Source organism: Acinetobacter gandensis (assembly GCF_001678755.1).
Classification (GTDB): domain Bacteria; phylum Pseudomonadota; class Gammaproteobacteria; order Pseudomonadales; family Moraxellaceae; genus Acinetobacter; species Acinetobacter gandensis.
Window position 1 is genome coordinate 142,473 of sequence record NZ_LZDS01000025.1, and the last position, 26,146, is coordinate 168,618.

Genomic DNA, 26,146 nt, shown 5'->3' on the forward strand with positions numbered 1-26,146 from the left:
CATCAGCATTATCTGTTTGTTCCAGTTCATTCACTGCTACAGTTGTTTCAGGCGCAGGCGCGACTTCAACAGCTTGATCAACAAGCTCTAAACCTGTAACACCATCTTCACTGTTTAAGCTATCTGCTAAACCAAGCAGCTCTTCTAATGCTGGCTCTAGGCTCATATTTTGTTGTAATTGCTGACCTAGTAAAACCAATGGACGCAAGTCTACATCCAATTCTGCGACATTTTTGAAGCGTGGATAAAGTTTGTATTGATAAACGTTTAAAACAGTTTTAGCAAATTTTTGAACTGTAGGTGTTAACTGAACTGAACCCGCAATCACACGATTGAGTGTATCTTCAACCGCCCAAGCCGATTCACCTGCCGATTTCGCCCCGACCATACGACCTGAACCTTTCAGCGTATGGAAATGGCGACGAATAGTCGTGAGGGTTTCTTTATCTTGTGGATTGTCTAGCCAAGTTGTAAATAGACCATCTAATTCAGCGAAGATCTCTTCTATTTCTTCAACAAAAATCTCAAGAATTTCTGCATCTTGATCAAGATAACTATCTTCAGGAAGCGTAGTCGTTTCAACTAAATTTTTTAATATTTCTTTCATAGCTAAGGCTTCTTATGTTTTGCCACCAAGAAGGTTGCTCAAACTTAATTGTAACCATCACGCAAGACTCAACCGTGGGTCAAGTTCATCTTGTCGATGTGTTATCTGTAATCGATGTAGCGTCCTACCCTAAAGTAGGACACCACGATATTGCGCCTGACTTATTCTGGAAGTTTAAAGTCAGATACAGATTCACGTAATGATTCGGCCATATTTGCCAATTCAGATACCGAACGTGCAGTATCAAATGTTGCAGTCGTAGTTTGCGAGGTAATTTCTTGTACAACGTTCATCGTTGTTGCAATATGACCTGCAGAAGCAGACTGAAGTTTTGCAGCATCCGAAATGTTTGCAATCAGTTTTGCAAGGTTACCCGATACAGACTGAATTTCATCAAGTGCAACTCCGGCATCCTTAGATAAGTTCGCACCACGTACAACCTCAGAAGTCGTTTGCTCCATCGAAATTACAGCTTCGTTAGTATCGGTCTGAATGGTTTTTACCAAGCCTTCAATCTGTTTGGTTGCAGACGCAGAACGTTCCGCAAGACGCTGTACTTCATCCGCTACCACGGCGAAACCACGACCAGCTTCACCAGCCATCGATGCCTGAATAGCAGCGTTCAATGCCAAAATGTTTGTTTGGTCGGCAATATCGTTAATCAAGGCTACGATGTTACCAATCTCTTGAGATGACTCACCAAGACGTTTAATACGTTTTGAAGTTTCTTGAATCTGCTCACGAATCGTATCCATACCTTCAATAGAACGGTTTACGACATCCGCACCATTTGCAGCGATTTGTACTGAACGTTCTGCTACCACCGCTGACTCTTCTGCGTTTGAAGATACTTGGTCAATTGACATTGCCATTTCGTTAATCGCAGCAGAGGCACCAGCAATCTCTTGCGCCTGATGCTCAGATGCTTCAGCTAACTGGTTGGTAATACCCTGAGTATTCGCCGTATATTGTGCAACCTCTTGCGATGTTTCAGTAATACGAGATACCAGGTCACGTAATTGGTCAATCGCGAAGTTAATCGAATCGGCAATCGCGCCCGTGAAGTCTTCAGATACCGTTGCGTATGAACGTAAGTCACCGTCTGCAAGATCGGCGATCTCGTCAAGTAAACGCAAAATCGCATTTTGGTTACGGTCATATTCTTCTTGTAAACGACCCACACGGTGTTTATCTGACTGACCACGTAAAGAAAGTAATTTGAATACACAGATCAAGAATGCTGTTAATGCAAGAATTAACAATACCGCTGGTAAAATCGTTTTAAGACCAGTATTTGAAGACAATTGGTTTAAGTTTTCTAATAACTTATCTGACTCAGCAAAAATTTGTGAAGACGCTTTACGTACGTTCACAATTTGCGAAGAGTTTTTCAGAATTGTTGCAGCAGCTGATTTAAGTACATCATCGTATTCAGCTTTAATGCCTTCTAAAGACTCACGAAGTTCTGGGCTTTCAATACGTTGTACACCTAATTCAGCACTACCATTTAATTGTGCTTCTAAGTAAGAACCAAATGTTTCAGTATCGGCACTGAAGTCATCTGCAGATTCACGTGAACTGTCTGAACCAGAAAGTACAGAACTGATCGAACGTAAAATACGTTCCGCAATAAACACCTGGTTTTTCGCAATAACCACCTGGTTTGACGGCATGTCTTGACGTGCCATTTGGTCAACCATCAAGTTATATTCAGCCTGAATCCCTGGAATCGTTTCACCGATTGCAATGTTCGTGTCGTATAGCTTGTTAATGATTTTTTGTTGCGAAGTAATTAAATCAATACTTTTTGATACTTCAGCCCACTGAGTATCAACTGATTTCAATGCATCAGTATTGGCGTGAATATCTTTAACAGTTTCTAAGTTTTCTTTGAAGCTGTTTTGCGATTCAATCAATTTCTTCATTGAATCTTCAGTACCTGAAGCGGTTGCTTCAGTTGCCTGACGAGAAATCGTTTGCGATAGAAGACGTAATTCACCAAGACTACGTGTTAATTCGTTCCCACGAGGTACACTGTAGAAGAGATAGAATAAGATGAGTGTTGCAAACACCAATGAACCAATCGCACCATAAATAAATGGTTTAGATTTTTCACTGTCCCCAAATACGCGTGATAATTGATCTGTTTGTGACTGCAATTTTGCCAGAAAAGCATTACCGCCTTTACGACTACCCGTGCTTTCACTCGTATTTTTCTTTTTAAGTTTAAAGCCCATTCAGCTTCTCCCCGATTACGCCTTCTTTCGTAGCTGCGCGATAATTAATTTATAAATTTTATAGATGCGTTCATATATTTTGGATTTTGCAGTAAACGACTGAAGAGAAATACATTCCACTGCTGGTTATGCTGGTGGAAATACCCCTGACAATATTCCTGTAAATTACTATCCAACTCATTATGTTTAGAAAAATAGCTTTTCTTATTAAAGTGCTGAATACCCAAAACTTGATCGACGACTAAACCGACATAATGGTCATTATGACTAATACATAAAACTTTCTGAGTAGGTGAAAAACTACTTCTGTGACCTGTTATATATTGTGCAAGGTCGGATACCGAAAGTAAGCGCCCCCGAATATTCGAAAGTCCCAACACCCATGCTTGCGTGTTTGGAACTGGCGTATATTTTGGTGGATAGATCACTTCAGATACTTCACCAAGAGGGGCAACGAAATATTGCCCCATCATCTCAAAAGCAATGCCTGACCATCGGTTTACTTCATTTTCTGTAGAAACATAGTTTTTGTTTCCACGTTTTGCTATTCGAAGTAATTCGATAAATCCATTTGCTGCCATAGAGCGTTATCCTGCATTGAGGTGTTGCTTAATCACATCAATTAATTGTTGTTCATCTACAGGTTTTGTTAGATAGTCACTTGCCCCTTGGCGTTTACCCCAAACACGGTCAGTTGCCTGATCTTTGGTGCTTACAATCACAATTGGAATGTGTTTTGTCGTTGCACCACGTGCGATTTGGCGTGTTGCCTGGAAACCGTTTACCCCTGGCATCACCACATCCATTAACACGAGGTCTGGAAGTTCGGCCTGCGCCATGGTTACACCGTCTGCCCCGTTCGAAGCTTCAATGACTTCAAAGCCATGTTTGCCCAAAATTTCCTTAAAACGGAATGTCTCAGTCGGTGAATCATCAACGATTAGGATACGTGCCATGCTTTTCCCCAATAAAAAATCTAATTAAGCTGTTACGTGGTTACGGATTGCATTCAGTAATTCATCTTTACTGAATGGTTTTGTTAAATATTCATCCGACCCCACAACACGGCCTTTTGCTTGATCAAAAAGACCGTCTTTACTTGAAAGCATAATGACTGGAATATTTTGATAATTTTGTGAATTTTTGATTAATGCACAAGTTTGATAGCCATCAAGACGCGGCATCATAATATCGACAAATACAATATCTGGATTTGCTTCTGCAATTTTTGAAAGTGCTTCAAAACCGTCAACGGCAGTAACCACCTCACAACCTTCACGCTGAAGAAGTGTTTCGGCTGTACGACGGATGGTTTTTGAATCGTCAATGACCATGACTTTTAGATTTTGGAATTTATCGTCCATTTATTGACCCTACCCATTGAGGCTGTACAAACAATTAAGTTAGTAGCTTTATTCTTTACAAGTTGTGAACATTTTTAACATATCTTTACTTGCATTATCAACGAACAATTTCTGCGCGAAGACACATTTATTCTCATTTTTATTAACCGTTTCACACTTTCCGATGCCCAACGATTTTTTTTTATCTTGGAATAGTTTTTAATTATCGAAATTGAGCATAATATAGCATTTTAATTACTTAAAAATAAGTAATTTAGTCAACTTTAAACTGGGGAGTACAATGTCGAGTCAGTTCAATAAAAAACTTACCTTCATTGGTCTGAAAAGCATCACAAAAAAAACGATATTGATGTTGTGCTTGTTTGCACAGGTTCCTTGTATTCAAGCTGCAACTACATCTGCTCAACAAGTTCAAAAAGCCACTTGGTATCGTTATTACGACAGCAAAGGTGTGGCCAATATTAGTACCAATGTGACACCCAATCACATCCGCTACGGTTATGAAGCACTTGACCAAAACATGCAAGTCATAAAACGTAACCGTCCATACAATGCTGAATCGGATGTTCGCCAAGCACCTCAACGTGCTGCACAAGCTCGTCAGCAAGATGCAGATTTAAAATTAAAAAAAGCTTATACCAATAGTCGTACTGCTGCAGCGAAAAAGCGTGATGCGTTAACGGGCATCCGTAAGCAAATTGTATTTGAACAAGAACAATTAAAACAATTACAAACAGATCGTGTATTATTTGTACGCCAAGAACGTGAATATTTCAGGAAAGGTGAAACTGTTCCTGCAAAACTAAAAACCACATTAAACAATAATCAAAAAAACATGGTAGCGAAAAAAGAATATATTCAATCGTTACAAACTCGCTATCGAAATACAGAAGCAGAATACGACAGAATTATCTCACGTTTAAAAGCGATGGAGTAAATTCTGTTATTCAATTGCTTTCTGTAGACAGCTGAATAAAAGGACCATTATGCAATCTGCACAGCCTTCATCTCATTTTTTTAAACTTAGTTTGCTTTGCTTAAGCCTAACATTGGCAGCATGTCAAAAAGATGAAAAGCAAGAAACGGTTAAAACACAAAATAAGATTGAGTTAATTCAGCAAGATTTAGTCCCGATTCAACAAGGTTCAGCGGTCAGTAAAACTGCCTTTACCGGTACCATTCGTGCCGTGCAACAAAGTAGTATTCAGGCTCAAGTTACGGCTACTGCAACCAATGTCACTGCTGAAGTGGGTCAACAGGTTCATAAAGGTCAAATTCTTGTCCATTTAAACAATCAAGATAATGCATCACGTCTTGCTCAAGCACAGGCCAATCTCGCGTCCACTCAAGCCCAAGCCAATCAAGCACGCTTGATGATGGAAAGAAAACAACGTTTACTGAATCAAGGCTTTATTTCCAAAGTTGAATTTGAGCAAAGTCGCGTGGACTATCAAGGTCAAATGGAAAGTGTTCGTGCACAACAAGCCAATGTAGATATTGCACGTAAAGCCAATCAAGATGGAACCATTTATAGCCCTATTAGTGGCGTAATTACTAAACGTGAAGTCGAGCCAGGCCAAACGGTTAGTGCGGGACAAACCTTGTTTGAAATTGTGAATCCTGACCGCCTAGAAATTCAGGCCAAACTACCAAGTGATATGCAAGCCGCACTAAAAATTGGACAAAAAATTGAATACACGATTCAAGGGAATAGCAATGTACTAACTGCCAATGTCAATCGTATCTCCCCGATTGCCGATCAAACCAGCCGTCAAATTGAATTTTTTGCACAACCGAATGAAGCGATCACCTCTTTAAGTATTGGTTCTTTTGTTGATGGCAGTCTCGTTAGTGCCCAGTCCATAAGTGGTCAACAAATTCCCCTCGACACGATTCAAAATGTAAAAGACAACCCATATGTGTGGGTCATTCGACAAAATAAAATTGCTAAAGCACCTATTCAGATTTTGAATCAAAGCTACAGCAATAACACAGCGATCGTTCAAGGCTTGCAAAATAGCGATTTGATTAGCCGTGTAAAATTTAACGATGAAGATATTCAGCAAGTCGTAAGCATTGCCAAGAACTAAAAGAAAAAATCAGGATTGTTGTTATGTGGTTAACCCGAATTAGTGTGAAATACCCTGTTTTCACCATTATGATGATGTTCTGTCTGATGGTGCTTGGGCTTGCCTCATGGCAACGGATGGGTGTCGAGGAATTTCCTGATGTCGATTTTCCATTTGTTGTGGTTTATACCAATTATCCAGGTGCTTCGCCTGAGTCGGTCGAATCTGAAATTACCAAAAAACTTGAAGATCAAATCAACACCATTTCTGGACTCAAACAAGTCATTTCACAATCCAGTGAAGGATTATCAACGGTCATTGTAGAGTTTAATCTTGACGTATCTTCTTCAGTTGCAGCACAAGATATACGAGATAAAATTGCACCTGTGACCGCCCAATTTCGTGATGAAATTGATGATCCCATTGTAGAGCGTTACGATCCGACAGCCAGTGCTATCATGTCCATTGTCTTTGAATCCAAAGATATGAGCCTACGTGATCTGAGTTCTTATTTGAATCAACGGATTGTGCCTCAACTTCGTACTGTGCCCGGGGTCGGAACAGTCAATTTACTCGGCGATGCTCAACGACAAATCCGCATTCAGGTTAATCCTCAAAAATTACAAAGCTATGGCATTGGTATTGATCAAGTCATAAATACCTTAAAAGCTGAAAATATCGAAGTTCCAGGCGGTACGCTTAAACAAGCCAATTCAGAGTTGGTAGTCGAAATTAAATCGCGTGTAATCCACCCTTCAGCTTTTGGTGATTTGGTGGTTACCAATAAAAATGGTGCACCAATATATCTCAAACAAATTGCGGAGATTGAAGATAGCCAAGCTGAAATGGAATCGAGCGCCTATCTCAATGGCAAAACGGCTGTTGCTGTCGACATCTTACGCAGTTCAGATTCAAACGTGATTGAAGTCGTAGACAATACCCGTGAGACCCTTGCAGAGATTCAAAAACAACTCCCTAAAGGAACAACAGCCGAAGTCGTCGTCGATTCTTCAAAAGGTATCCGCGGCAGTATTAAAGATGTAGCGCGTACCATTATTGAAGGTGCCGTTTTGGCGATATTAATCGTCTTGTTATTCTTAGGCTCATTCCGCTCTACAGCTATTACAGGTTTAACTTTACCGATAGCTCTATTGGGCACGCTAACCTTTATTTGGATATTTGGTTTCACAATTAACATGATGACTTTACTCGCTTTATCTCTGAGTATTGGTCTGTTGATTGATGATGCGATTGTGGTCCGTGAAAATATTGTACGCCACGCCGATATGGGTAAAGACCATGTCACAGCTGCACTAGATGGTACCAAAGAAATTGGCCTCGCTGTATTAGCGACAACGCTCACTATCGTTGCGGTGTTCCTTCCTGTCGCTTTTATGGGCGGTATTATTGGCCGCTTCTTCTATCAGTTTGGTGTCACGGTAAGTACGGCGGTACTCATTTCCATGTTTGTCAGCTTTACCCTTGACCCGATGCTCTCTGCGCATTGGGCTGAAAAACATGACCCAAACAAAAAACCAGGACGTGTAAAGCATTTCTTTAATTGGATCTCTGGAAAGCTCGATAACTTAAGTCATCATTACGAAAAGCTGCTCAAACTGGCTTTACGCTTCCGTTTCATTACTATTTTAATTGCTGTTGCATCTTTATTTGGTGCACTTGGTCTGTCGAAACTGATCGGGACAGAATTTGTCCCTGTGCCAGACAAAGGTGAAATTCGCATTAAATTTGAAACACCTGTTGATGCAACGCTCGAATATTCACAAGCCAAACTGAAGCAAGTTGATCAGATTGTTCGTCAACATCCTGAAGTCAAAGCAACCTACGGCGCAATTAATAGTGCTACAGATCGTGGTAAGAACCATGTGAGTTTACGTGTCACAGTTACCCCCCGTACTGAACGTAAGCAGAGTTTGACTGATTTAAACAACGAATTCCGTCAACGCTTGAAACATGTGGCTGGGATTACAATCACATCAGTCGCTTCAGCCGATGAAACTGTTTCAGGTGGTCAAAAACCGGTCATGATTTCTATTAAAGGCCCTGACTTAAACGAATTACAACGTATTTCAGATCGTTTCTTAATTGAGGTAGCAAAAGTAGAAGGTATTGTCGATTTAGAAAGCTCGTTAAAGGAACCAAAACCAACTTTAGGGGTTCACGTAAATCGTGTTCTTGCGAGTGATTTAGGACTATCAGTCAATCAAATTGCCAATGTAGTTCGCCCACTTCTAGCAGGCGACAATGTGACTACATGGAAAGACGACAAAGGTGAAACCTATGATGTAAATCTACGTCTCACCGAAGATCAACGTCGCCTACCCACTGATATTCAAAATATGTATATCACTTCTCAAAAAACCGATGCAGCTGGCTTACCTATATTGGTACCTTTGGCCAGTGTTGCGAGTTTTGAGCAAACTTTAGGTGCTTCACAAATTAACCGTCGTGATTTGGCTCGTGAAGTAATGGTGGAAGCCAATACTGCAGGCCGTCCTGCAGGTGATATTGGTGCAGAAATCAATCAAATTGAAAAAGACTTTGATTTGCCACCGGGCTATAGCTTTGTTACACAAGGCGCGAACAAAGATATGGCTGAATCCGCAGGCTATGCCATGACTGCCATTACCCTTTCAATTGTGTTTATTTATATCGTATTGGGTTCGCAGTTCAACAGCTTCATTCACCCTGCGGCCATCATGGCATCACTCCCACTATCTCTAATCGGTGTGTTCCTCGCATTATTTGTTTTTAACTCCACCATGAATCTATTTTCCATTATCGGGATCATTATGCTCATGGGCTTAGTCACCAAAAACGCCATTCTACTCATCGACTTTATTAAAAAAGCCATGGATCGTGGCGTCGATCGTTACGATGCCATTATCGATGCTGGTAAGACGCGGTTGCGTCCCATTTTAATGACTACTAGTGCCATGGTCATGGGGATGGTACCACTTGCTCTAGGGCTGGGTGAAGGTGGTGAGCAAAGTGCACCTATGGCCCATGCTGTGATTGGTGGGGTTATTACTTCGACTCTCCTCACTCTTGTGGTGGTGCCGGTTATTTTTACTTATCTTGATGACTTCCGTAATTTTCTTGCACGTCAAGCCAAAAAAATCATGTCATAATTGCAAAATCTAAATTGAGGGGACATTGAAAAATGTTCGCCTCATTTTTTATTGTATACTCTCTACTTTAACGCTTAATTTTTTAGGACAGTTTCCATGCGCGCGAGTCGCTTTTTATTTGCAACGTTAAGAGAAACCCCAAACGATGCTGAAGTTATTTCACATCAGTTAATGCTTCGTGCTGGGATGATTCGTAAATTGGCTTCAGGTTTATACACTTGGCTGCCGATGGGCGTTCGCGTATTAAATAAAGTTGAAGCGATTATCCGTGAAGAGATGGATCGTGCCGGTTCACTTCAAGTCCTAATGCCTGTCACTCAGCCTGCTTCACTCTGGGAAGAATCAGGTCGTTTTGTGCAATATGGCCCTGAACTGCTACGTTTTAAAGACCGTCATAACAATGACTTTGTTCTTGGACCAACGCATGAAGAAGTGATTACTGATCTTGCACGTAACGAGTTAAAAAGTTACAAGCAATTACCTGCGAACTTCTACCAAGTTCAAACGAAATTCCGTGACGAAATTCGTCCACGTTTTGGCGTAATGCGTTCACGTGAATTCATTATGAAAGATGCTTATTCTTTCCATGTGGATCAAGCATCTTTACAAGAAACCTATGACAATATGTATGCTGCATACTGCAAAATTTTCACTCGTTTGGGTTTAAATTTCCGTCCAGTCCAAGCAGATACAGGTTCAATTGGTGGTTCGGGTTCACATGAATTCCACGTCCTTGCGTCTAGCGGTGAAGATGACATCGCATTCTCTACAGAGTCAGATTATGCTGCTAACGTAGAAATGGCTGAAGCCGTACTAGTTGGTGAACGTGCTGCTCCAACTAAAGCACTTGAAATTGTTGATACACCAAATCAAAAAACTATTGCTGATGTTTCTGAATTCCTTAAATCAGACCCTGCTCAATCTGTCAAAGCATTATTGGTCCAAGGTGTTGCTGAAGAAGGTAAAGCTGCACCAGTTATTGCTTTATTCTTACGCGGTGACCATGAACTGAATGAAATTAAAGCAGAAAAACACCCATTAATTGCTGCTCCTTTAACTTTTGCAACTGAAGCACAATTAGCTGACTTAGGCTTAACTGCTGGTTTCTGTGGCCCTCAAGGCTTAACCGAAAAAGGCATTACCGTTATTGTTGACCGTGCAGCGTCTGTACTTTCAGACTTTGTTGCTGGTGCAAACCAAGTCGATAAACATGCAGTCGGTGTAAACTGGGAACGTGATGCACAATACACCGAAGTTTATGACCTTCGTAATGTTGTTGAAGGTGACCCTTCTCCAGACGGTCAAGGTACGATCTTGATTAAACGTGGTATCGAAGTTGGTCATATCTTCCAGTTGGGTCAAAAATACTCTGAAGCACTTGGCTGTAAAGTCTTAGGTGAAGACGGCAAACCTCTCGTTGTGACTATGGGTTGCTATGGTATTGGTGTAACCCGTGTTGTTGCTTCTGCAATTGAACAAAACTTCGATGACAAAGGGATTATTTGGCCGTCTGCAATTGCTCCTTTCGAAGTTGCTATTGTGCCAATGAATGCGCATAAATCACCGCGCACGTTAGAAGCAGCTGAAGCACTGTATGCAGAATTAACTGCTGCTGGTTATGATGTTCTTCTAGATGATCGTAATGAACGTCCAGGTGTTAAATTCTCTGATATCGAGTTAACAGGTATTCCACACCGTATCGTTATTGGTGAGAAAGGTTTGGATGCTAGTACATTTGAGTACAAAGGTCGCCGTGATGAAGAATCAAGCAACCTCAGTAAAGAAGACCTTTTAGCGAAAATTGCAAAATAATTTGCGCTAAATATAAAAAAATCCCGCTAAGTGCGGGATTTTTTTATATTAAATACTTTAAGCCTTAACAGAATTTCAGCCCGCCGAAGCAGTTAGAACGAAACTCCTGTCCAGAAAGTTTTAAATTGTTTAATGGGAAATCAATTAATGACGGGTTTTTAATTTCTTTAACATCTAAAGCCGAACCTGCAACACAACCAAAGATTAAATCTCCACAATTACGAACATTGGTACTTAAGTCATGGTTAATTCCAGCGATCGTTTGTTTCAACACTTCATCCGTAATCGCCACTTTGTCTGATGGCGTAATACTGCCCAAATCGACTTCATCTTCCATCGCCAGCCACCACCCTCTTTCTGCTGCGACTGCAGCACCAGGCCAGAGTATTTTTTGAGCTTGTAAAGATAGCGAAGCAGGGTTATTTAGATAAAGTGCGTGAATCAAACCTAAACTTTGATTTACCGTAATATCGGTTTTTAGCCCAGTAAGATACCCCGTCACATCTTTATTCAAATTAATGTTTAAACCGAGTAGAGAGATTTGAGCTTCTAATGGACCACTAAAATCAAGACGATCAACTGTTCCTGTACCCTTTAACTGTACATCTGTCATTCTATTCCCACTCACGACAGTAGCTGGAATCGTAAAAGGTGCTGTGGTTGATTTTAAATTAAAAGAATAATTATCTGATTTGTAGTGAAGCGGTAGATCAACTTCTGCACCAAATAATGTCCCCTTAACTGCTCCTTCAATATATTGCTGCGTAGAAGCATAGTCCATCACACGCTCGGCAGTTGTTGCAACACCCGCAGACGCTTTTGTTTTCATATAACCACTAAAGGTATTGATACCATTGGGTGTATTGCTATTTTCTGTACCTAATGTCATTAATCCAGAAATTTTTTCAGCGCTCAAACGAAAGCCCATCACTTCACGTGTTGCCGCTGATTTCGGATTTTTAATTGCAATTTCGATAAAAGGATTGGTCAGCAAAGCTGAAGTTGCCGCACGTTCATCCGACGTATAATTGCTATTTGCAGGCAAGCCACTCAGTGAAATATGATCAATATCAATATCACAAGCACCTGAGCCATTTGCACCACCACAACCCAATTGGAGCTTTTTAATATTGGCATTGAGCTCCATTTCAGCTTCCAAACCAAGTTTATAAAAGCCAACTTTGGATTGGTCAACGGCTTGTCCACTCTCATCCACAGAATTATACCCCTGCGTATATTCCATGGAGAGTAAAGCTTGACCATCAACTTTTGATAAGCTTTCATCATCTAAAGCCATCATTGCATGAGATAAGCTACTCATCGCAAATGTCGAGAATATCAAACCTCTGATTAACTTCTTTTTCATAACAAATTCCCTGTTCGTTATTTTATTTATTTGTTATTGATTTAATTTTACTAGCGTGGAGTAATCCCCATCGTACTTCGCATTGTTCCACCGGTTAGGGCAATATCCGCCATCTTTTGCATATTGCCATTTGTTAACATCGAAACTTCTGCACGAAACGCTTTAGACATATTATTGGTTGGATTGAATTTTACCTGATTATCAAACTCTACCGAATCTTGTTTCATTTTAATTCGAGCATCAAAGCCTAGATCGCCCTGCATTTTATTAATATTGATACTTGAAGCTGAAACGACACCGCTGGCATTTACATCTTCATTCATCAAACTTAAATAGCTTCCCATAACTTTTTGATCTTTCTTTTCAGCATCAGTTAATGCTTTAAATTCAAAGCTTCCACGGAAAGATAAATAATTATTTTCTGCAGTGTCATTTAGACCCGGTACTATAAATAGCTCACCTTTACCATCAAGTTTAAACACAATATTCGTCAACACATCATCACGTTTAGAGAAATTATCTAAAGGTACTGTAGTCCCACATTTGGCAGAAGCTGTAGTCGCACAGTTATAGGTTGAACCCGGAAGTTGACCAATCGCTAACTCGGCATTAGCTGCAATCAATAAATTATCTGCACGTACATAGATGCCATCATTTTCATAACCAATCACACCATCAGATTGAATAAGTGCATTGATGTTTCTTAAGCCAGCATAATAATTGACTTCTTGACCATTAATACCTTTTTTACCATCAATCAAAATAATAGAAGTTGTACTTGGTGTTCCTGTTTTTTTATCAACACCATAACCATCTGTGCTCATTACAAGGTTATAGCCAATACCTGATTTTTCAGCCGCATTTTTATAACTGTATTTTTTCTCTGATAATGCAACGTTAGCATTCATATTATAAATCGGGATACCAATCCCCCAACTATTGTCATTACTTGCAATTGCGGCAATTGAGTTATCAGAAATAAATCGTGCTGTACGCGCGATGGACTGAAAATCCATACCACGAATCGCCACTAGTGCAAAATTTCCGCCCGCCGTTTGATTTGACAGATTCTGGGTTAAAACATTATTGGTTAAACCTAATGTTGCTTTTAATTTATCATTTACCAGAAAATCAAGGCTTTTTGCTTGAATGGTATTGATATAAATATCGCCAAAATCAATATAGGCATTTTTATCAGCAACTAAAGACGTTAAATTAGAAAATTCAATGGCATAACTACCAATACCCGTATGGCCAATTTCTAAGGTTGTCGGTGCTTGACCTGCAACAAGGCTAGGATCATCCTTTGAAGTGAAATCCGCGCGCACACCTAAATGTAAACCACCTGAACCAACGGACTCATATCCAGAAGCCTTCGTTGCTAGACCAAAATCTTTGATTCCGTCTTGATTGGCATTTAAGGCAACTCGTGCATTAGTGACAGCACCCGATGCTCCCATACGAATTAAATTGCGCTGCGCACCACCATCGGTACCGTATCGTAAATCGATATTAACGCCGGGGTTTGTGGCATCGCTACGTGAACTATGCACATCTGAAGTGTCCTTTACCCGCCCCAAATTGACCGTATGGTCTTTGCTCCCTGTGGATTTTGTGGTGAGAACAATGCCTTCATCAGCTGCGACATACATATAACCTGAACCAGCAAAGTTAAAGTTAAAGTCCTTTAAGGTTACGCTATGTCCATTCATACCATGACTAATACTGGCATTTTGCAATTGAAATTCCATATACGCCGTATCATTACGGTTAAATAGACCATTGCTGGTTTCAAGTAATACTTTTAAAGGTGAAGATGTTGCAATCGCAAGTGAACCTAAATTTTGCGTAGGCGTTTGGCACGTTGCGCCTTGACACAGCAGCATAATATTTTGCGCAACAGCAGTAAATGGGCTGACACTTGCGGCAATACGCATGCCTACACCAGCATCCGTAGTCCCAACATCAAAATCTAATTTTGATGTAATGGTGCTTTGCCCAACGCCATCTATTTGTACATTGTGCAACCCCATTTTCATCTTATTTTGGTCAGTTGGGTCAACCCAATTTAACTGATCAACTTTGACTCTAGAAACTTCATGGGTAATCGAAATACCATCTTGGCCAGTAACTGCACCCAAGCTTTCATCGGTCATCGCTTCAAAAGCATAGGCGTGTTGAGCAAGTAAAATACTGGTTGCGAGTGCCGTTAAAGTTGTTATTGTTTTCATCACTATATCCTTATATTCAGTCACAGCTGATTAACAGCGACCTGCACCATTTCCAGTGCAGTTAAAACTGAAGATGTTTAACTTTCCACTCATGTGCATGTTGCCATGCACATTAACACCCATAAATCCTTGTTCTGAACCACGATCAAAATCAGGCACTGCTAAAGTTGAAGTTGTTCCATCAGCTTTCTTTTCGGTATAGGTCGTATAAGTACTGGTATTTTCATAACCTTCCTTACCTGTCGTCCCTGTTTCCACCGCCAACGTAGCAAAACCTAAATTTCTAATTTTTAATGGCTTATCATCATAAAATGTCAACTGCATAGCCGTTTGTGGATTACCTTCACGATTGATAATCGTCACACCATCTAGTGAAAATTGATCGATCTGTAACGTTCCTTGAAACTGTTTAAACACCAACCATTTCTTATTACCATTTGCATCCACATGATTATTGGGCGCAAGTGCTAAGCGACAAAACTCATTGGATGAACATTGATATCCATAAAAAGCTTGAGTCGTTTTTCCATTCGCATCCATGATAGAAATGTTGTTTTTCGACATATCATTGGCGTATTGATGGTTTAATGAAAGTGTCCAACTGAGATCAGCACCGCCTTGACCGGTTGCAGCAGTGAGTTCGGTATTATCCATAGACACTAAGCCTGCATGAGTTTGTGTCAGTGCAGCACAAACAACAGCGCATAAAATTTTATACATGTAATTTCTCCTACAGCCCTGTTGTTCTTATTTTTAAGTGCTGAATCAAGACGCCATCTATGGCAACAGATCCTAAATTCGTGCTTTGTCCATTGACACCTTTAAAGACCACACCTGTCGCCGTATCCGTACTTTTTGCATTCAGCAGATTACCAGGCAAGCGCTCTACTGTACCGATTGCAATACTACTATGTGTTGCATCACGCCCTTGATACAGTGCTGTAGCATCTGAAGCATTGGCTTTTAATTCTGTGCCACAACTATAGACGTTACAGGTTGATCCTTTAAAGTCTGCAGCCGTTAAGCCTGATGTACCTGTAGTATTTCCAGCGATATCTGTATAGTAAGTATAAATTTTACTGTATATAGAAGGCACGTTAGGAATACGTGTTACTTCCAAAATAATATTTCGACCTTCCGATCCCACAATAAAGGGTTGATACATATTGCCTAAAACTAAATTGATGTTTGGGCTATATAAGTATAGACCCTCCGTTTCATGGAAAATCGGAGCGACAGAACGGTCCATCGCTGGTGTCGGTGCCGTACCATCATCCAGTTCGGAGCGTGCAGCTGTACTGATACGCATACCGCGAGCATCCAAATCACCGTCATTGATACTCAGTGACTCAGCACGATCATTGGTATTAATACGAATTAAACTGGCTAAACCTAAAGTTTGGTTATAGTTGGTATTGGTTGATTTCAAGGTTTGAAAAATGCGAACTTGTGAACCATTTAAGCTCAGGCCATTCGCAACAATTTGAGTCCGTAACCGATAATCTTTATCTAAGCCACTGGTGGGCGCCCCTGTAATCGGATCGACGACATTACTTGAATTTAAAGACCGTGAAAATACATCCATCCACAAACCAAGTTTGATGTTGTTAGATGCATCATCTGCCGCAATTTTCTTTAATGGTGCCTCAATAGCTAAGTAACCAACATTCCCCTTATTATCTTTGGCAAATTGTTCAACATCTTGATTTCCCGCATGGAAAAGCCATGGATTTTCAGCTGTACCCCAATTAAACCCTTGATCGGTATAGCGTGTTGCTAATGAACTTTTGCCATTTTTATCTTTACTGTTGGACAGGGCTAAGCCATATATAAATACATCTGCTTTCGATCTGAGGCTCGATACGGTCGCAGTCGAGGCAATTTGTTTTGCTGTAATTTCAGCATTTTTTTTCACGGTTGCTAATGCTGCATCGCTTGCCTTTTGAGCTTCAAGCTTGGCATAGTCAGTTGCCAACTGATTGAGGGTTTCTGCCGCTTTGGCATTCAACTGAGCATTTTTTGTCGTATCTATAATATTTGAACGTGTAATTTTTCCTGAGACATAATTTTTATAAAAAGTCGAAGTGGTCGGTAAATTACCCGTACTATTGTTACCGTATAGTAACTCAATCATTTCATAGGTATTTTTTAAAGCAGCAGTTTGTGACTTTTCTTTTAGTCCTGGAGTAATTGATTCTTTCGTTGTTCCATCTTCCTCGAAATCCATTAACCACGATGACCCATTATAATAGTCTTTATAACGCTGATCGTAATATGCCTTCATCGTTGGCGATTCAAGATAAGACTGTTCTAATCGGCCACGATATTCTGTTGAATATGTTGCGATGGTTTCATTGGTTACTCGTGTAGCATTATTGGTCTCATAGGTGCTTTTAGAACTTAAGAAAGTGGAGTCATAAACACCGTTATAGCCCGTAACTCGGCCTTGCTGATAGGCATCAACATAAGCTGCTTTGTAGATTTTATCGTAAGCACGCTGCCCTAATTGTTCATAGTTTTCACCTGTAGGAATAATCCGAATAAAACCTGTATCGTTTTTCCCAGGATCAACCATACCAGACGCATAACTAGAAGCCGTAGAACGGTCATTTGGCCCTTGAAAGACCATTTTGAAATTTTCTAAAGTGAGTGCAACACCTTCACCCGTTGTGGCTGAAAGTGCTTCATCTGATAAATCTTGAAGCGCATATACAGTTGGTGCAGCAAAAATGCTGACTGCGGCTGCTAAGCAACTCTGGCGGAATAACTTAGCCTGGGTGAATTGAGTCATCTCGACCTTCCTTTTATCAGATGCTCTGCATCTCTCTTATATTTATTCCTGAGAACTGGCTTTAATTTTTGGTTCCATTTATTCCTTAAACGGATGTATGTGATATACCAGTCACTTAACTTTTTATTATGCTGAATAATTACTCAATTGCAAAAAAATCCCGCCTGAACGGTTCAATTTCCGATGAATGACCCACATAAAAAAAGCGAGCCAATGAAGCTCGCTTTTTTAAACATAAAATCAAAATTTATGCTTTCGGCAATGTTACGCCTGTTTGACCTTGGTACTTACCACCACGGTCTTTATACGATGTTTCACATACTTCATCAGATTCAAAAAATAGCATCTGAGCCACACCTTCACCCGCATAAATACGCGCAGGCAAGTTCGTTGTATTCGAAAATTCTAAAGTCACATGGCCTTCCCACTCAGGCTCAAGAGGCGTTACGTTTACAATAATACCGCAGCGAGCATAAGTCGATTTACCCAAACAAACCGTTAACACATTACGTGGAATACGGAAGTATTCAACTGTGCGCGCTAAAGCAAATGAGTTCGGTGGAATGATACAAACGTCAGATTCAATATCAATAAAACTTTTATCATCAAAGTTTTTAGGATCAACAATCGCTGAATGAACATTGGTGAATACTTTAAACTCACGTGCACAACGAACATCATAACCATAGCTCGATACGCCATATGAAATAAGCTTTTCGCCATTTTCATCATAACGGACTTGGTTTTCTGCATACGGTTCAATCATGCCGTGTTTTTCGCTCATTTCGCGAATCCAACGATCAGACTTAATAGCCATTTATTTCAATCCAAAAACTTAAATCAATTATTGCGTGGTACTTTAACTGAAATCACAGTTAATGAAAATAAGCGCATCGGAACTTAACACATTTAACCGATTTTAATCTGCTTAGAGTTTTAAAAGAGCCGAATAACTTAATGGAATAGAAAAACTGACCAATACCAAGGATGCAGTACGCTGTAAATTTGCTTGATTTAACCAGCTAATTTTATTGGATGCTAAAACAGAGCCAATAAATGTCCAAAAAAAAGCAATCGGCACGATCAAAAATAAAAACACCAGCATGTGTGCAACATAATACTGTGGATTTTGCCAAGCCAATGCAGGAAAAATCGCAGATGCAAATAATAGTGCTTTAGGATTTAATAACGTCGCAACAAAGAGTTCGCGTGCTCGGATGCCTTTTTGTATAAAGTTTTCACTTACCGTTGCAGTACGCCATAAACGCAGTGCTAGAAATAAAATATAGCCTGCGCTAAACAGTTTAAGAATGGTCGGCAATAACGGTAAATGAACGGATATTTTACCGATTAAAAAGCCCCACAAGGTGATGGAGATCAGATAACCAAAGGCTTCCGCTGGAATGAGTCAGAATGATTTACGTAGCCCAACTTGAATACCCGAAGATGCGAGTAAGGTATTGGTTGGTCCTGGCGTTAACAAAATACTGATAACTAGACCAATAAAAAACCATGAAATCATACTTTGACCTCAAACTTAATCCGCGAAGATTAATTCAGTTGTTTCGTATTAGCAAAATAAAAAATAGAAATGCTTATAAAAAACTCCTTATTTAATTATAAATTCAGTAACTTAAATAGAAAAACAAAACCTTAGCTGAACAGTCATTCAGAGCACCTTACAATTCAAAGAAATATCTTGAACTTATATTTATAAAAGAAATTTCACATGATTCCATGTATACCCTACAGTTTTTACACGTAACAAAATATTATTAAAATAAACGATATAGCTCCATGCCATTCTTACGCATAACCATTATTTATTGGAGACTAAAAAATCAAAAAAAAATACTTTTCAAAAATAATTGATTAAGTTATGTTCAATTGAGTAGTGGAAATTAAAATTAAAACTCATCAAATCAATATTCAAAATTTATGTGTAAAAGGACGTTTCTATGAACCAATGGACAAAACTCACGTTACTCTCGGTTACTTTGGCGTGTATTACTGCTTGCTCAAATGATCAATCTACTTCAAAAAATACCACGGAAGGAAAAAGCGCAGAAACTGCTACATCTGACAAACTTCAAACCAAGTTCGTAACCATTGCAACTGGCGGAGCATCAGGACCTTACAATGTGATTGGGACGAGTCTTGCAGAAATTTATAACAAAACTTTTGGTGTAAATTCTAAGACTCAGACTACAGGTGCATCAGTCGAAAACTTAAACCTTCTCAAACAGAATAAAGTTGAAATGGCATTTGTTATGAGTGACAGCTTAACAGAAGCACTGAACGGAGCAGGAAGTTTCGCAAATGGTAAAGTTGAGAATGTCAGCCAAGTCGCAGCGCTTTATCCAAACTACGTACAAATCGTAACCTCTAAAAAATCAGGGATCAAAAATATCGAAGATTTGAAAGGTAAACGTATCGCTGTGGGTGCACAAAATTCAGGTGTAGAAGTAAATGCACGCACACTGTTGAATGGTTTTGGAATCACCTATAAAGATATTAAAGTTGATTATTTAGGCTATGCTGAAGCCGCTGATGCTTTAAAAGGTGGCAAGCTTGATGCAGCATTCCTGACTAGTGGCATTCCAAATTCATCACTCATGGAACTTCAACAAAGCTTTGATCTACAGTTAGTTTCAATCAATGCAGATAAAGTCAAAGAAATAGCTAAAGATCAAAGTTATTTCTTACCGATGATTATTCCAAAAGGCACATATGGCAATACTGCGGACATTCAAACTGCCGCAATTAAAAATGCATTAGTTGTTCGCACAGATATATCGGATGATGATGTCTACAAACTAACAAAAACTTTCTTTGACAGTTTGCCTCAATTGGCAACTTCACACCAAGCAGCAACAGAAATCACGCTTGAAGGTGCTCAACAAGGCCTTGTAGCGCCTCTACATCCAGGCGCGAAACGCTACTATGATGAAGTGGCTAAAAAATAATAAGCTTCAAAAAAATGCAGTTTATACTGCATTTTTTATATTGTTCTTCTTAATCTATGCTAGCTATCCAACACTGTATACGCAGGTTAGAGTTGAAACTGATATATGCAAAATTTCAACTGATCAATTTGATTTACAGTGGAAGCATTCAGTAGAAAAGACGGCTTGGTCTGAACAATATCAGCGTCAAAAGAATAAGTTTTTACTGCGCCACACCGATTTGATTTCATTTGGTGCAGGTACACCCTCAAATTATCCCATTGAGTTTCAAAAAAATGGTGTGATTAGAATGCGGGTCAATCAAAATATAGATGAAATCAACTGGGTGATTTCTAGAAATATGCAAGGCACGATCCTCGCTGACCAAAAAATTTGGTCTATTTTTCAAAGTTACCCAGACTATAGTTTGGTCAACATCTCGGTTCAATATCAACCCAAATGGAAGTCTTGGTGGATTGGAGAATGCCTATGAATTCCAAAGAAGATAAAGTTGTATTAGAACAACTCGATGAGAAACAACAACAAGCCATATTAGAAAAATTTGATCGGGAATCTGTTACTCGAATCAATATGAGTAAATCTGTTACCTACTTTGTTGCATTTGTAGCGATCTTTTATTCATTATTTCATTTATTTATTACGTTTAATCCTTTACCTGAGTTAATACAGCGTGCAGCCCATGTCGCTATTGGCCTAGCACTCATTTTCTTACTCTATCCAGCTCGTCAAGCAAGCTCCCGGCAGCATATTTCACTTCTCGATTGGTTCTTGGCTTTGCTTTCCATCTTCAGTTTTTTATATTTATGGAAAGAATATCAATCTATTATGACCACTCGAGGTGGTATTCCAAATACCTTAGATATCGCGTTTGCAATTATGAGTGTGGTATTAGTCATAGAAGCAACTCGCCGGGTCATGGGGTGGATGCTGCCCATTTTAAGTTTAATTTTCCTGACCTATACATTTATCAGTCACTTTGATTGGTTGCCAGATCGATTAATTACTCGCCCTTATACCATCAGCGACATTTTCGGACATATGTATTTAAAAACCGAAGGCTTATATTCTTCGGCAATTGGTGCATCCGTCACTTTTATTTTCTTATTTATCCTTTTTGGTGCTTTTCTTGCAAAATCAGGTATGGGGAAATTGTTCAATGATCTTGCCATGGCATTGGCGGGTCATAAACAAGGTGGTCCTGCCAAAGTTGCTGTAATTTCAAGTGGATTTATGGGCAGTATTAATGGAACTGCTGTTGCCAATGTTGTTGGCACAGGCTCATTTACCATTCCATTGATGAAAAAAATTGGTTATCACAAGAATTTTGCTGGTGCCGTTGAAGCCAGTGCATCCGTCGGTGGACAAATTTTGCCGCCAGTCATGGGTGCGAGTGCCTTCATTATGGCCGAAACAACTGGCGTGAGTTATGGCACGATTGCACTAGCCGCATTATTACCTGCCTTATTGTATTACCTTGGCGTCATGGCTCAAGTTCATTTCCGTGCGGGTAAAGATGATCTGAAAGGCGTACCTAAAGCTGATTTACCTAAAGTAAAAGAAGTTCTAAAAGAGCGTGGACATTTACTTATTCCAATTTTGGCACTGGTCTTTTTCTTATTTCAAAATATTCCTGTGAGCTATGCTGCTGTCTACACCATCGTCCTGACCATCTTTGTAGCAGCTTTAAGAAAATCAACACGAATGGGTGTAAAAGATATTTTAGATGCGCTCGTTGATGGAGCCAAACAATCATTATCTGTGATGGCTGCTTGTGCTGTCGTTGGTATTATTATCGGCGTAGTAAGTCTGACAAGTTTTGGTTCAGTAATGACTTCTTCAATTATGAGTTTAGGTGCAGGTAGTCTCTTTCTCACTTTATTTTTAACCATGATTGCATCGATGATTTTAGGCATGGGGCTTCCATCTATTCCGGCCTATATCATTACTGCCACCATGGCAGCACCAGCACTCGCAAACTTTGATATCCCTGTATTAGTCGCGCATATGTTTGTGTTCTATTTTGGTTTATTTGCAAACATCACCCCACCAGTTGCCCTTGCCGCCTTTGCGGGCGCAGGAATTGCAGGCGGTGATCCAATGCGCACTGGGTTTCAGGCCTTAAAACTATCTCTTGCTGGTTTTATTGTTCCATTTTTATTCGTTTATAACCCTGCCATGCTGATGATTGATACCACCAATGTTGCAGTCAATGCTCGAGAATTTGCCTTTCCTGCATGGACAACTATAGTGAGTATTACTGTCACTTCAGTGATAGGAATTCTCGCTTTAGGCTCCGCAGTTGAAGGTTATTTCAAGACTTATCTCAACTGGTTCTGGCGTATTTTTTTAGGTGTGGGTGCGCTGTGTATGATTATTCCAGAAACCATTACAGATATTGTAGGCATTATCATGGTCATCATCGCAATTACGGTGAATATTATCACTGCTAAACGTAAAGCAAACCCGTCTCTTTCCTCCTAAAAAACCAATTAAAAAGCCCGGTAATTACCGGGCTTTTTAATTTCTTAGACTAAGGCGTACCCTCATTTGATGGGTGGGTTTTAATGACTTCAAATAATATTTAAAATTATTTGTTCCTCTATATTTTTTCAATGCTAAGCCCCTTGTAACAGAGGACATTTGGCAAAAAATCTAAGACACAATGCGTTTGTACAGTTACTGCCGTTCAAAGAATTGATCCTAGCCAAAATAATAGAAATATCGTGAAAGCTATTTTGTAAAAACTAAGTACAAACGCGACATCCTTTGATATGCCTCAAGAATTTTATCCTTGGCATACGGCTTATAATCGCAGGAAAAATAAGAAATTGTGCAAATCGTTTTTTAGATGTGTAATTCATAGACATCGTTGAATGTCTAAAGTTCAGTACTCATAATTTTCAAACACTCCCAATACCACGTTATAAAAAATCTGGCACGAGGCCAGATTTTAATACGATCAACTTAAATTTCAGTTCACCCTTAGAAAATACGGTTTTTATCTTTTTCAGCCTGAGGTAATGCATCTGCAACTTTTTGTGCAATCGCCATGTAGCTTTCAGCAGCATCATCACCTGCTATCACAGATGGTTTCCCTGCATCGGCATTTTCACGAATTTGTACATTCAGCGGTAAACGACCTAAGAGCGGAATGTCGTATTGGGCTGAAAGTTGGTCGCCACCACCTGTACCAAAGATTTGCTCTTCATGCCCACAGTTCGAACAAATATGGGTCGACATATTTTCAACCACACCCATCACTGGGATGTGTACACGGTTAAACAACTCAATGCCTTTGGTCGCATCCATTAATGCAACGTTCTGTGGTGTCGTCACAATCACAGCACCTGTCACTGGTATACGCTGTGCAAGCGTCAACTGAATATCACCTGTGCCTGGCGGCATATCAATGACCAATACATCCAGATCAGGCCACAACGTTTGATTAAACAACTGCATTAACGCCCCTGTCGCTTTCGGCCCACGCCAAGCCACTGGCGTATTGTTATCCCCAGTTAAGTGACCAATTGAAAGCACAGCCATACCATATGCTTCAATAGGAACAAATTGCTCAGCTTCAATCATCGGCGTGCGGCCTGCATTGCCGAGCATCGTTGGAATACTTGGACCATAGATGTCTGCATCTAATACCCCAACCTTTAAACCCAGCTGTTGTAATGCGAGCGCCAAATTCACAGTGGTGGTCGATTTACCCACACCACCTTTGCCTGAAGACACTAAAATTACATTTTTAATGCGTGGATGTTTCGGTACATCACGCTGTTGTGGAGCCGCTTTTTGAATCGGTGGATTATTCGGATCAACTTCGGCAGGTGCTTCAGGTGTTTTCGCAGACGCATCCACAACTGGAGGTAACTGACTTTTTGCAGCTGAACTTTCAGCTTTTTCTTGGCTAGAACAAATTTCGCCTTCTGCATGATGATGACCACAACCACCTTCAGATTTATGCCCTGTTTTTTGTTGAATCACATGCATATTCAGCTCGTTAATGCCGCATTTTTCCAACGCATCTGCCAAATCATCATGGATTTTTTGTAGATCATCCGCCTCGGAAGGCATTGTATTTATGGTGATTTGAAGTATCTGCCCTTGCACATTGACCTGTGTAATACGATCCTTCAATGCATTGCTAGAATTCGGCAAGATATAATTTTGTAAAACCTGTTGGATTTCCTCCTCTTTCACCTCTTGTGACGGTGAAAACACAGATTTTAGGGAAGAAAGCCACGACATTGCTTTGTCTCCAAACAGGAACATCAGAAAAATAATATTGATAGTTTACCTGTTCGCGGGAGCGAGAGTAAGAGGGAGATGAATGACTTATCCCTATAAGCTTATAAAGTTGAGTAATTTAGTCAACTTTTCAGCAAGTTTCTAAAAATGTGCAACATATCACTGATCCTTGAAGATATACACGCCAATCAATCTAGCGAATTAAGTCCTAAACTGTTTACATTTCAACCCTACATTTCCCAAATGAATTCAGCTTATATTTCAGCATATTCAAAAGATAATAATCCGTTTGATGTGAAAATCATCATGTAGTGCTTCATTTTATAAGTTTAAGCTGGGGGAAGAAGATGTTTAAAAAAACTTTATTAGTCTTGATGTTCTTTGCCACAACATTACAGGCCGCAGTATCGACCGAAGCTATTCAAACACCAGATCGTCAAACTGTAGCAATTGGCGATCGACTTGAGGATATGCGTACACGCATGCAGGCATCACCAATCAAGATGGAATCTCATCCTCTCCAAATTAAAGGTCAGCCGACGACATTAGCAGTGGATTACACGTATGAAATTGCCAATATGCGATATGTGATTACCATAGTAAATGATCACGTGCATGAAATTAAAACTGAGAACCTCGATGGTCTCCGTCAATAATCATTTGAGATACACGTTTTACAAGTAAAAAAACCGTTCCAATGGAACGGTTTTTTTAAGGTTGATCAAAGTAATTTTTAGTTACGAATTAAGCCTGATCATCTTTTTTAAACTTATTAAAGGTATCAGTGGCTTTCTTTTTCAGTTCATCAAATTTTTCACTTGCTTGCACTTTAAGTTCGTCAAATTTCTCTACTGCGTCATGTTTAAGTTCTGCCGCTTTGACTTTGGCTTCATCTAATTTGTGACTGGCTTCAGTTTTGAGATGCTCAAATTTATCTTTAGCCTCATTACTTTGTTCAGCATGTTCATGCTTAGCATCATTTAAAGCTCTTTCTCCTTCGAGTTTTAACTCTTCAGCTTTATGCTTTGCACCATCGAGGGCTTTTTCACCTTCAAGCTGAGCTTCTTTGGCTTTGAGCTTTAGATCATCACCCAACTCTGACGCTTTATCTTTCAATTGATCAATTTTATTTTCAGTTGTCATCGTTCTCGCCTCTTCTCTGTTATTGTCTAACAATAGTTATAACGTGCTTTGACGGGATGACCTTAAAAATATGCATTTAGAAACAATTGAGCTACATGACGTTGCATTTACGCTTTTTGGCATAAGGTTAGGAGTTAAAATTGATCCGAGTTTAAAT

The 26,146-nt window shown here is 39.8% G+C and carries 19 protein-coding genes and 2 pseudogenes; 8 read left to right on the forward strand and 13 right to left on the reverse strand.

What is annotated here, in order from left to right:
- Positions 1 to 76: 76 nt before the first annotated feature.
- The 5 genes and pseudogenes from A9J31_RS15965 to pilG all read right to left on the reverse strand — a co-directional run.
- Positions 77 to 607: pseudogene (locus A9J31_RS15965) on the reverse strand (Hpt domain-containing protein); the annotation flags it as partial.
- Between the two features lie 161 nt (positions 608 to 768).
- Positions 769 to 2,844, reverse strand: coding sequence for a methyl-accepting chemotaxis protein (locus A9J31_RS09295; RefSeq protein WP_067764556.1), 2,076 nt, complete (start codon positions 2,842 to 2,844; stop codon positions 769 to 771).
- A 44-nt stretch (positions 2,845 to 2,888) separates the two neighbouring features.
- A complete protein-coding gene (locus A9J31_RS09300; protein ID WP_067764559.1) occupies positions 2,889 to 3,425 on the reverse strand; it encodes a chemotaxis protein CheW in 537 nt (178 codons plus the stop codon).
- A 6-nt stretch (positions 3,426 to 3,431) separates the two neighbouring features.
- On the reverse strand, positions 3,432 to 3,800 hold the full coding sequence (locus tag A9J31_RS09305) for a response regulator (RefSeq protein WP_067764563.1): 369 nt from the start codon (positions 3,798 to 3,800) through the stop codon (positions 3,432 to 3,434).
- Positions 3,801 to 3,824: 24 nt separating this feature from the next.
- Complete coding sequence (gene pilG, locus A9J31_RS09310; RefSeq protein ID WP_004723803.1) at positions 3,825 to 4,208, reverse strand: twitching motility response regulator PilG; 384 nt, start codon at positions 4,206 to 4,208, stop codon at positions 3,825 to 3,827.
- A 349-nt stretch (positions 4,209 to 4,557) separates the two neighbouring features.
- Between pilG and A9J31_RS09315 the strand changes: the two genes are divergently transcribed.
- The 4 genes from A9J31_RS09315 to A9J31_RS09330 all read left to right on the forward strand — a co-directional run bounded on the left by A9J31_RS09315 (position 4,558) and on the right by A9J31_RS09330 (position 11,238).
- Complete coding sequence (locus tag A9J31_RS09315) at positions 4,558 to 5,145, forward strand: hypothetical protein (protein ID WP_373685038.1); 588 nt, start codon at positions 4,558 to 4,560, stop codon at positions 5,143 to 5,145.
- A 49-nt stretch (positions 5,146 to 5,194) separates the two neighbouring features.
- Positions 5,195 to 6,298: an efflux RND transporter periplasmic adaptor subunit gene (locus A9J31_RS09320; protein ID WP_067764569.1), complete on the forward strand. Its 1,104-nt coding sequence runs from the start codon at positions 5,195 to 5,197 to the stop codon at positions 6,296 to 6,298.
- Between the two features lie 23 nt (positions 6,299 to 6,321).
- On the forward strand, positions 6,322 to 9,426 hold the full coding sequence (locus tag A9J31_RS09325) for an efflux RND transporter permease subunit (protein WP_067764571.1): 3,105 nt from the start codon (positions 6,322 to 6,324) through the stop codon (positions 9,424 to 9,426).
- A 96-nt stretch (positions 9,427 to 9,522) separates the two neighbouring features.
- A complete protein-coding gene (locus A9J31_RS09330; RefSeq protein ID WP_067764574.1) occupies positions 9,523 to 11,238 on the forward strand; it encodes a proline--tRNA ligase in 1,716 nt (571 codons plus the stop codon).
- 64 nt (positions 11,239 to 11,302) lie between these two features.
- Here A9J31_RS09330 and A9J31_RS09335 read toward each other — a convergent pair whose 3' ends face one another.
- The 6 genes and pseudogenes from A9J31_RS09335 to A9J31_RS09360 all read right to left on the reverse strand — a co-directional run bounded on the left by A9J31_RS09335 (position 11,303) and on the right by A9J31_RS09360 (position 19,148).
- The gene (locus A9J31_RS09335) at positions 11,303 to 12,604 is read right to left on the reverse strand and encodes a hypothetical protein (RefSeq protein WP_067764577.1); all 1,302 of its coding nucleotides are present in this window, start codon (positions 12,602 to 12,604) and stop codon (positions 11,303 to 11,305) included.
- Positions 12,605 to 12,654: 50 nt separating this feature from the next.
- Positions 12,655 to 14,835, reverse strand: coding sequence for a DUF6160 family protein (locus A9J31_RS09340; protein ID WP_067764579.1), 2,181 nt, complete (start codon positions 14,833 to 14,835; stop codon positions 12,655 to 12,657).
- A 30-nt stretch (positions 14,836 to 14,865) separates the two neighbouring features.
- Positions 14,866 to 15,555, reverse strand: a complete 690-nt coding sequence (locus A9J31_RS09345; RefSeq protein WP_067764582.1) for a hypothetical protein — start codon at positions 15,553 to 15,555, stop codon at positions 14,866 to 14,868.
- Positions 15,556 to 15,565: 10 nt separating this feature from the next.
- A complete protein-coding gene (locus A9J31_RS09350) occupies positions 15,566 to 17,626 on the reverse strand; it encodes a hypothetical protein (RefSeq protein WP_067764585.1) in 2,061 nt (686 codons plus the stop codon).
- A 247-nt stretch (positions 17,627 to 17,873) separates the two neighbouring features.
- The gene (gene dcd, locus A9J31_RS09355; protein WP_005008040.1) at positions 17,874 to 18,443 is read right to left on the reverse strand and encodes a dCTP deaminase; all 570 of its coding nucleotides are present in this window, start codon (positions 18,441 to 18,443) and stop codon (positions 17,874 to 17,876) included.
- 111 nt (positions 18,444 to 18,554) lie between these two features.
- A pseudogene (locus A9J31_RS09360) lies at positions 18,555 to 19,148 on the reverse strand (LysE family translocator).
- 436 nt (positions 19,149 to 19,584) lie between these two features.
- On the opposite strand from A9J31_RS09360, the gene A9J31_RS09365 reads away from it, so the two are divergent.
- The 3 genes from A9J31_RS09365 to A9J31_RS09375 are packed head-to-tail and all read left to right on the forward strand — an operon-like array spanning position 19,585 to position 23,073.
- Positions 19,585 to 20,592 carry a TAXI family TRAP transporter solute-binding subunit gene (locus A9J31_RS09365; RefSeq protein WP_067764588.1) on the forward strand — a complete coding sequence of 336 codons (1,008 nt, stop codon included), beginning with the start codon at positions 19,585 to 19,587 and terminating at the stop codon, positions 20,590 to 20,592.
- Positions 20,570 to 21,064 carry a DUF1850 domain-containing protein gene (locus A9J31_RS09370; protein WP_227591861.1) on the forward strand — a complete coding sequence of 165 codons (495 nt, stop codon included), beginning with the start codon at positions 20,570 to 20,572 and terminating at the stop codon, positions 21,062 to 21,064. Before A9J31_RS09365 ends, A9J31_RS09370 begins: the two co-directional genes overlap by 23 nt.
- Complete coding sequence (locus tag A9J31_RS09375; protein WP_067764590.1) at positions 21,061 to 23,073, forward strand: TRAP transporter permease; 2,013 nt, start codon at positions 21,061 to 21,063, stop codon at positions 23,071 to 23,073. The genes A9J31_RS09370 and A9J31_RS09375 overlap by 4 nt, the downstream gene beginning before the upstream one ends.
- Before the next feature lie 501 nt (positions 23,074 to 23,574).
- On the opposite strand, the gene apbC is transcribed toward A9J31_RS09375, so the two are convergent.
- Positions 23,575 to 24,846, reverse strand: a complete 1,272-nt coding sequence (gene apbC, locus A9J31_RS09380) for an iron-sulfur cluster carrier protein ApbC (protein ID WP_067764593.1) — start codon at positions 24,844 to 24,846, stop codon at positions 23,575 to 23,577.
- Positions 24,847 to 25,193: 347 nt separating this feature from the next.
- Between apbC and A9J31_RS09385 the strand changes: the two genes are divergently transcribed.
- Positions 25,194 to 25,502: a hypothetical protein gene (locus A9J31_RS09385; protein ID WP_067764596.1), complete on the forward strand. Its 309-nt coding sequence runs from the start codon at positions 25,194 to 25,196 to the stop codon at positions 25,500 to 25,502.
- An 88-nt stretch (positions 25,503 to 25,590) separates the two neighbouring features.
- Here A9J31_RS09385 and A9J31_RS09390 read toward each other — a convergent pair whose 3' ends face one another.
- A complete protein-coding gene (locus A9J31_RS09390; RefSeq protein WP_067764599.1) occupies positions 25,591 to 25,989 on the reverse strand; it encodes a hypothetical protein in 399 nt (132 codons plus the stop codon).
- Positions 25,990 to 26,146 lie beyond the last annotated feature (157 nt).